This window comes from Enterobacter cloacae complex sp. IR5418 (assembly GCF_049238105.1).
GTDB classification, from domain to species: Bacteria; Pseudomonadota; Gammaproteobacteria; order Enterobacterales; family Enterobacteriaceae; genus Enterobacter; species Enterobacter hormaechei.
In genome coordinates this window covers 1-7,701 of sequence record NZ_JBMKHS010000065.1, presented here as the reverse complement: position 1 = coordinate 7,701, position 7,701 = coordinate 1, and the positions used below count along the sequence as shown (strand labels likewise).

General features: G+C 45.5%; 11 protein-coding genes. All 11 read left to right on the top strand.

The window, feature by feature from the left end:
- The first annotated feature begins 5 nt into the window (after nt 1–5).
- The 11 genes from ACOTX7_RS23450 (at nt 6) to ACOTX7_RS23400 (ending at nt 7,686) form a co-directional block, all read left to right on the top strand.
- Complete coding sequence (locus ACOTX7_RS23450) at nt 6–1,097, top strand: flavin reductase (RefSeq protein ID WP_126125900.1); 1,092 nt, start codon at nt 6–8, stop codon at nt 1,095–1,097.
- A 405-nt stretch (nt 1,098–1,502) separates the two neighbouring features.
- On the top strand, nt 1,503–1,880 hold the full coding sequence (locus tag ACOTX7_RS23445; RefSeq protein ID WP_000645320.1) for a hypothetical protein: 378 nt from the start codon (nt 1,503–1,505) through the stop codon (nt 1,878–1,880).
- 91 nt (nt 1,881–1,971) lie between these two features.
- Nucleotides 1,972–2,400: a hypothetical protein gene (locus tag ACOTX7_RS23440; protein WP_000069824.1), complete on the top strand. Its 429-nt coding sequence runs from the start codon at nt 1,972–1,974 to the stop codon at nt 2,398–2,400.
- A gap of 64 nt (nt 2,401–2,464) precedes the next feature.
- Nucleotides 2,465–2,722: a hypothetical protein gene (locus ACOTX7_RS23435; RefSeq protein ID WP_001290639.1), complete on the top strand. Its 258-nt coding sequence runs from the start codon at nt 2,465–2,467 to the stop codon at nt 2,720–2,722.
- 155 nt (nt 2,723–2,877) lie between these two features.
- Nucleotides 2,878–3,486, top strand: coding sequence for a hypothetical protein (locus ACOTX7_RS23430; RefSeq protein ID WP_000833775.1), 609 nt, complete (start codon nt 2,878–2,880; stop codon nt 3,484–3,486).
- 170 nt (nt 3,487–3,656) lie between these two features.
- Nucleotides 3,657–4,907, top strand: a complete 1,251-nt coding sequence (locus ACOTX7_RS23425) for a site-specific DNA-methyltransferase (RefSeq protein WP_000104393.1) — start codon at nt 3,657–3,659, stop codon at nt 4,905–4,907.
- Nucleotides 4,908–5,201: 294 nt separating this feature from the next.
- Complete coding sequence (locus tag ACOTX7_RS23420) at nt 5,202–5,522, top strand: hypothetical protein (protein WP_000834113.1); 321 nt, start codon at nt 5,202–5,204, stop codon at nt 5,520–5,522.
- 242 nt (nt 5,523–5,764) lie between these two features.
- Entirely contained in the window at nt 5,765–6,091 is a 327-nt protein-coding gene (locus ACOTX7_RS23415; RefSeq protein ID WP_000556022.1) for a hypothetical protein, read from the top strand.
- 65 nt (nt 6,092–6,156) lie between these two features.
- Nucleotides 6,157–6,414, top strand: a complete 258-nt coding sequence (locus ACOTX7_RS23410; protein WP_001052325.1) for a hypothetical protein — start codon at nt 6,157–6,159, stop codon at nt 6,412–6,414.
- Nucleotides 6,415–6,643: 229 nt separating this feature from the next.
- Complete coding sequence (locus ACOTX7_RS23405; protein WP_000774871.1) at nt 6,644–7,435, top strand: hypothetical protein; 792 nt, start codon at nt 6,644–6,646, stop codon at nt 7,433–7,435.
- Nucleotides 7,436–7,485: 50 nt separating this feature from the next.
- A complete protein-coding gene (locus ACOTX7_RS23400) occupies nt 7,486–7,686 on the top strand; it encodes a hypothetical protein (protein WP_022646497.1) in 201 nt (66 codons plus the stop codon).
- Nucleotides 7,687–7,701: the final 15 nt, after the last annotated feature.

Here is a 7,701-nt window from a genome sequence, read left to right as displayed (position 1 = left end):
GGAAGATGCGTGATCTGATCCTTCAACTCAGCAAAAGTTCGATTTATTCAACAAAGCCGAATGAGACGGTCGTCCCTTCCATAAGCCCTATTTCGCTTTCACTTAACCCCTGGTCGATCAATTCCCAGTCCCGAACCCGGGAACTGCGTATGGCCACGCATGGTCTTAACCTGATCTGTGCAGTCACGGATGAGCATACCCGTCAGATAGTTGACTTTTGCGATAACCTTGGACAGCAGCTTAAGGATCCGGACGACAAAAGCGCCTGGGTTAAGCTCATTAATTCTGAATGCGCTTTGCTTAATTCTCCGCGTCTCTATCCCGTTCTGCTTGAGCCGGATACACCGGCACAATTTGAAATCTTTGTGCCAGCTCCGGAAGATGGAGAACACGACACGGTCATAGCCAGCGTTGTTAAAGAATGTTTCGGAGATGAATGCCGGTACAGAGTAACGGACAAAGCTTTTGCAATGTCGGAAAAGCCAGTCATCAGGCTGGAAGCTCATTTCAATGACAAACGCGAAAAGGTTTTAGAACTGACCTTTTCCTGTTTCAATCTTTCACTCTCAGCGTCCGTGCATGAAAACCAGCTACGTCAGATTTTGTTACTTTGCGAAGACTTTGGCGTAAGGCTTCAGGGTAGAGCAGGGGCATCCTGCCACGTTAATATGCGCAGTGCTTACCGTCGTCTTGCTCATGTTGGCACCGGCTCTCGCCCAGGTGATGACAGTGATGTGCGGGTCTATACCTCGTTAAAAGAAGAAAAAGATGTTAAGAGGCTGCTTGATAAGTCAACCAGGGGAAGTGAGCTTGTACCGGCGAGGCACGGGCAGCAGTTTAACGGGGTCTTAGTGAATGCCACACCCGCATCGGCCACTACTGGTTTCATTTACCTTTCGCATGATTTTCCGGAAGGCCAGTTTATGATGACAGCCGAGGTGTTGCATGTTGGAATTACACCAGGCGGTATTTACTACATTGAAACACTGGACGGTTACCGGTTTATCGTGACAGCGTTTGAGAAGGGATTAATGAACGGTTTGAGGGAGTTTATAGCTGCAAATGAGGAATATTTTAAGTATTACCGCTGGTCTTAGTATCTGAGCTGAAACCGGTAGGCCAGGGAAGGCAACCGGGAAAATGCAATTTAACCTGATCCTATACCTACGACTATCTTTATCCACTTATAATAGCCTCACCAAATTATAATGCCCGATCACCGCATTTGCTTAAACCTCACATATTCTTCTTATGCTTCCCCTGATAATCTACGACCGAAAGACAAAGGAAAGTGAATACGAAATAAGATTTATGAGCACATAAAAGTTACTTTTCCTTGGTGGCACATCACAAACATTGTGGGTTTCATAATCCTTTTTGTTATTTAAAAAGGATGTGTTCAATTCTAATTAAAGGTGGTATTTTTTTTGAAAGTTTGCTGGGAGGTTATTAGCTGGGGGGATGGGTAACAGTATAATAAGTACAGATGAAAAGGAGGTTTTATGAAAGCGTTAGACGTGGTTTCAACTCAACTCAACTTTATTAATCTGTTGGATCAGGCAGGATATGCTCTTTCAGAAATTGTTGTAAAACGCTTCAGTGCTGCACCAGCCTTTAACGAAGGGCACTGGTTGTTCATTGCAGAGCAGGATAACCGCTACATTGAAGTGGTCTGTATTCTCTCTTTAGCTTCAGAAAGCGGAGAGCAGCATATTGATGTTTTTATTAATATGTTCGAAGACCCGATTGATGATGTTATTTCACGAAACATTGAAACCAAAACCTTTGCGACGCTTTATAAATACATTGAACGTATACCTTTTACTCCGGGTGTAAAGAAAGAATTCTTGAGCAGTATTGAGAACATCAATTTTAGTTAATCAAAAACCACAACTTTTTGCCACCAAGTTATTAGGTAATGCTATCAACCTGATATAATTACCTTAACATGAATATGAGCGGAGCCGGGTTATGTCTAATAATACTGAAGTCATTAGCTGTGATTTATTTTCAACTCTATCTTCACTTAATTTTAGCACCGAGGATATTACAGGTTTGACTCCGGCCAACTTTCGAAAGGGAGCTTTCTTACATGCAAAAATTTCTGCTAGCCAGGCCACGCGAGCGACTGATATTTCCATTCAATTACTCACGGATCGTGTTTCAGGTGAAATGAACTACGTAATAGTAATTGGCAGGCACGAAGGACTCCTGCAAAGCGAAGCAATTGACCCAAACGCTGATAAGCAATACCGGGAAAACCGTTATTCTCGCCATTTTATCTCAGTAACCGATGCCAATACCAAAGCCCTGAAAAAAACCTGCAAGGTAATGAAAACATATATCAAAGAGCAGGCATTTAAGCCTAACACCTGGGGGCACAGTTTCATTAAGGGTTGATTTATTCTTGCCCCGGTGAGCCGGGGCAACGCTAAATTAACCTCAAACTGTGCTGGAGGCACAAATGTCTGAAAAACACTTTATCGTTAAAATCCAGAACCGAAACGGCGACCATGAGAATAGCTATGTTCGGTTACTCGTCAGCGATTGTGAGAAAAATGCTTGCCAGACGGCACTCATTTCAGAGTGCCATGGCGAGCTTGAACAGCTGAGTTTTGAAGACGGTGGGGTTTACGACTACAACGGCGAAAATCACTACAGTGTCAGGAGCTGCGTGGAGGTTGCTCCAGAAGACGTTGCAACTTTGCAACGCTTCCTTTAACACCTGCGACATTTGATTAAATATCGGGCGTCCGCTACAGGATGCCCGTGATTTAAACGATTCCTCAAAGATCGCTGTCACTCCTGATAACTGTATTAAGAGCAGGTTTGTGATAGGTTCAGCGTAACAACATTACTGGAATTTTGGTTGCCTTGATGAAGAGCTGCTTTTCTGATTTACCCGTTAAAGACGGCACGTCCGGAACCTGGAAACTGGACACATTCGAAATTACCGCAGATAAGGCGATGAGCCTCGCCCTTCGTGCCGAGTATACAGGTAATACAGACGAGTTTATCCCGCCCGGTAGATATCGGCGTTTGTCCAACGGCTGGGATGTGGTGATGTCCAATACCCCGATGGAGATCAGAACCTGCCAGGATTTTTTAGAGCGAGCCACCGGGCGCGTGCTCATTAATGGTCTTGGTCTGGGGATGGTGCTTCACGCCATTCTTCAAAAAGAAGATGTAACCCATGTAACAGTAATTGAAAAAGAACAGGACGTTATTAACCTCGTTGCGGCCTCGTTTGCAAACGATCCTCGCGTTGAAATTATCCATGCTGATGCAATGATGTATTGCCCACCAGCAGGCGTCACGTACAACGCATGCTGGCACGACATATGGCCAGACTTCGCAACAGCTAACCTCTCACAGATGGATAAGCTGGAAATTAAGTACCGGGACATCTGTGAATGGCAGGGCTCGTGGGGCAGGGAGGAGTGTGAGCAAAAGCACATTGAGTTTCAAAATCTTGGGGCTGATTGAGTACAACTTTTGAAGGTGTCTCCGCTAAAGAAGACTGGGTCTCTTTGCGCATGCCCAGCTGTGCTGCATGACCTGACAAAGCCTATAAATAAACAGATCGGTTTGATTTAGTAATCCCCCTTCCAACCATCAGGCCGATATTTAAACTGCATCTCCATTAAGGATGGCTGATGAGCACGATTTCTACGGATTTAATTGCACGGATCTACGCAGCCTCCGAATTGCCGTTGAGCAACGACGAGCTTTATCGCGAAGTGCAGCGTGAAACTGGCATGTCGGATGCCGAATTGCACGAACTGAAAGAATTTGGGTCAGATAAAACCAGAACCAGCGGCGTCAAACACAAAGTACGCTGGTTTCAGCAGACTCTTCGGCAGGCCGGAGTCATCGAACGCGTTCCAGAAAAACGGGGCGTCTGGAGATACTCCTCTAAGACGAAAACAAACCTACACGAGTCATGGGAAAAGCTCTGTGTTGTCGGTTTCTCAACTTCTCTTGGGGCATCGGTTTTTGGAAACGCCTATGCCTTCTTCAGCAATATCACAGAGCAAATTCATCTTTGCCTGACCTCGCCGCCTTACCTCCTTCGAAATTCAAGAGACTACGGGCATGGCGGGGGGCGTGGCGAGCAGGTTTATATTGACTGGCTTCTGCGTATCCTCGAACCGATCGTGAAACAGCTTGTACCCGGCGCAAGTGTGGCATTGAATATCACTCAAGATAGCTTTAATAGGGGCAGGCCTTCACGTTCTCTGTATCTGGAGCGTCTGACACTGGCATTATGTGACAAGCTGGGGCTTGAGCTCATGGACAGGCTTCAGTGGGTGAATCGCAGTAAGCCCCCATCGCCAACGCACTGGGCATGTAAGCAACGAGTGCAGCTCTGCTCATCGTATGAGCCTGTGCTGTGGTTTACCAATGATGCGAGTAAGGTTCGTTCAAACAACTTACGTGTACTGCAACCGCATTCAGAGCAGCATCTTAAATTGCAGGCAGCAGGCGGTGAAAATCGCACGACCTTTTATGGTGATGGGGCGTACCAGCTTAAAAGCGGATCCTTTGGAAATAAAACAGAAGGAACGATCCCCAAAAATACTTTGTTTTACGGCAATAGCTGCGCTGATACGAGATTTTGCCATTCCATTGCCCGCGAGCTAGGTTTTCCGCTGCATGGTGCAACGTCTCCTACCAGGCTTGCAGCGTTTCTGATTGAGTTTTTGACAGAGCCGGGAGATCTTGTTGTAGATCCCTTCGCTGGCCTGCATAAAGTTCCCATCGCAGCCGAGCGACTTGGCAGACGTTGGCTGGCGACGGACAAAATCATGGAATGGCTGGCGATTTCCCGAAACCTTTTTACGGCCGCACCGGGATATAAGAGTAACCCCATGCTGGACGAGCTCGCCGAACTGTATCGGGCTTAATGCAAGTTAACGGTTTTGATAAAGTGGTTTGAAGCGACAAGCGGTTTATTCATTTTGCATTGTTTCTACCATAAAATGACAATATTAACGGCTTAGCATACGCCGCAGAGATAATTAGGGTGCCATTCATTTCCGGTTGTCTGTATTAACGAGTGTATTCAATATTCACTTGTTTCTCCGATATAGACCCAACAAAAAAAACTGATGGTTGTGATACAGAACTTGTTGAATTAACATCCGGTACATTAACTATATTGGTAATTTAGACGGTTTCTAAATTAAAGGTGGACAGATATGAAGTCAGATACAGAAATGGTTTCTCCTATCGAGTTGCACATTGGCGATCATGTCCAGCGGCATGGTGCTTTATTTGAGGTTATGCATATTGTTGAATCCGAATGCGATATTCCCGGCGGCATCCGGGTAGCAGCATGCATTTCACGGGTTATCGGTGACGTTACGGGCAATATTCCTCGTGGTTGGCTGGAAACACCGAAGCGTATGGCTGAGCGAGGAGTTAAGTGGGCGACGAGTCTGCCTGAGGGGCTTTACTTTAACATCCAGGGGAACGCACATGCGAAAGTAAGCCGGGTTATTCGTAATGTGACTAATTGAAACTTTTTTCTGAATTGCGGTGTAAAAGTTACTTTTCACCGCATCGTTTTCCCTAACTACTAAATCAGAGCTTCTCTGAAATAAGCGGATTTAACCGCTAGCGATTTATTCAGGCCATTTTATTCTAATCATTATCCTACACTTCAAAAATATTCATTATTTTTTCTTCTGACCTATTAGCCAGAATTCTCGATTCGGTATCATTTACTTACGGTAAATCTTTTGAAAACGAGGTAAATGGCATGCATTCTCAGGATCCTATCACGAAATTAACCCAGACGTTGCAACGCGACGATGGTTCTCAGGTTCGTATTGTAGCGCAGCGGGGATATGGAAGTGGGCTTACAGCCTCGCTTGATGTGTACGTTCTCCGTCGTGATTCCTCTGAAAGCAACTGGTCACTGTGCGGAAAAGATCCTCACCCAGAGTGGAGAAAGATGTCAGTAGATGAGTATCAGAAATTTGGACGCTCTGAAATGCTGCGTTATGCCACACCAGGTGAAATTCTCAGGGTGGCATCCGCTATTGGCCAGCCAATGAGCTTCCTCGATGGCAACCCTGCGTTTTAGCCCGAACCCTGGCGACGCCTTTTAAACCGGCGTCATTCTTTTTACGAGCAACAGACGGAGAAAAAATGAATCTGAACGAACGAAGCACGAGCGCAGCAACGCCAGATTTGAGCCGACTTTATCTCATTTCCGGGCGCATTATGTTTGATGATGATGATCAGGCCTACCTGGTCGAAGCCGACTCCCCTGGTGATGCAGAGGAGGCTTTCCGGCATCATATTGCTGACAGTGCCGACGACTTAGAAAAGGTGATTATAGTTTCCTCTACAAGTTTCGCTTCAGCTCACAGCAGTCGCGTAATTTGTCGGCCTGCCGTGAAGTAATTTCAACTTCCAATGATATTTCCCTCTTTATAAAAGCCGCCGTCTGGCGGTTTTTATTTGCAAAAATGAATATTAATCCTGAATGATATTAATTTAAGATGAGGTAGTGTTCATATTCTTCTTCTTAATATTTTTTCTAAAAAAACGCCTTCAGGTTATTAGTTGGTATTAGTGTATTTGTTATGATCTTCTCATCAAATACATTAATTAAATAATCAAGGAGTCAACTGTGGCAGATAATTATACTCAGGCGTCGTTTATTATTCCCTGCACTCAGGAGCAGGCAAAAATGGCACAAGAAGCAATCACATTCGTTACCGAAGCAGAAATTGCAGAAGGTGAGCGTTTGCTTGATAAGCCACTGACAGATTGTTCTCTGACTGAGAAGCTGATCCTCAGTATTATCGAGAACCACCCTGAGTATGACCCTTCTGAGCCGAGCTTTGGGCAACCATCCTGCCCAGACTGCAATTATGAACTGTTGTTCGCAACAGAAGTTACCAGCAGTGGGCTGGCAGTTTTTCATGGAGAGACCATTGATCTTGACCATGCAATTTGCCTCACAACTGCCGTGCTGTCGGTATTCGACCTCTCGGAAATGGTAACAATTACTGCTGCATTTACATGCAGTAAAAGCCGGACAGATGAATTTGGGGGTATGACTATTCTGGTCACAAAGGATACCCACTATTACCAGGATGGCTGTCAGTTTTCTCGTCTCATGAATGAGGCTCACAAAGCCGGTATCCAGTATGCTCTGTGTAAAGTGACGCATTACCACGGTGAGAGCAGCTATGTGGCAAGCTATGTCCTGAGCTGCGACGTAGCGGATTCAGCCCAGGAGGTCGTTAACAAACGACTGAAGGCATGTGCCGGAAAAGAGCCAGAAGACGGAATCTATATTCTGTGTGAAGAAGACAACACTAGTCTTTCGGTCGAACTCGTTACAGAACTGTCTCCGCTCGATTACGACAAGCTGAGCAAGCTTCTCCCTTCCCTTGACACCCTTTGCGGCGCTTAAGCCTGCCAATTACCGTAGCCACCGGTTTCCCCGGTGGCCTGGAGCCTGCCATGACCAATAAATTCATAGTTTCTACCGTTGATTGTATCAATGAATTTGCAAGTGACGTTCCGCAGAGTGTTTCCTTACGGATAGATACAATGCTTGAACAGCGTATCCGCAAATTGGCGGCATACGTGAAAGAAAACGATCTTCATTTAACTGAGTTTTACTTCTATGAGGCTTTGTTGAATAAATCGAACTTTTGCTGAGTTGAAGGATCAGAT

What these genes read in the sequence shown, in the direction of transcription:
- ACOTX7_RS23450 (WP_126125900.1), top strand. Translation starts at nt 6, where the DNA reads ATGCGTGATCTGATCCTTCAACTCAGCAAAAGTTCGATTTATTCAACA.
- ACOTX7_RS23445 (WP_000645320.1), top strand. Translation starts at nt 1,503, where the DNA reads ATGAAAGCGTTAGACGTGGTTTCAACTCAACTCAACTTTATTAATCTG.
- ACOTX7_RS23440 (WP_000069824.1), top strand. Translation starts at nt 1,972, where the DNA reads ATGTCTAATAATACTGAAGTCATTAGCTGTGATTTATTTTCAACTCTA.
- ACOTX7_RS23435 (WP_001290639.1), top strand. Translation starts at nt 2,465, where the DNA reads ATGTCTGAAAAACACTTTATCGTTAAAATCCAGAACCGAAACGGCGAC.
- ACOTX7_RS23430 (WP_000833775.1), top strand. Translation starts at nt 2,878, where the DNA reads ATGAAGAGCTGCTTTTCTGATTTACCCGTTAAAGACGGCACGTCCGGA.
- ACOTX7_RS23425 (WP_000104393.1), top strand. Translation starts at nt 3,657, where the DNA reads ATGAGCACGATTTCTACGGATTTAATTGCACGGATCTACGCAGCCTCC.
- ACOTX7_RS23420 (WP_000834113.1), top strand. Translation starts at nt 5,202, where the DNA reads ATGAAGTCAGATACAGAAATGGTTTCTCCTATCGAGTTGCACATTGGC.
- ACOTX7_RS23415 (WP_000556022.1), top strand. Translation starts at nt 5,765, where the DNA reads ATGCATTCTCAGGATCCTATCACGAAATTAACCCAGACGTTGCAACGC.
- ACOTX7_RS23410 (WP_001052325.1), top strand. Translation starts at nt 6,157, where the DNA reads ATGAATCTGAACGAACGAAGCACGAGCGCAGCAACGCCAGATTTGAGC.
- ACOTX7_RS23400 (WP_022646497.1), top strand. Translation starts at nt 7,486, where the DNA reads ATGACCAATAAATTCATAGTTTCTACCGTTGATTGTATCAATGAATTT.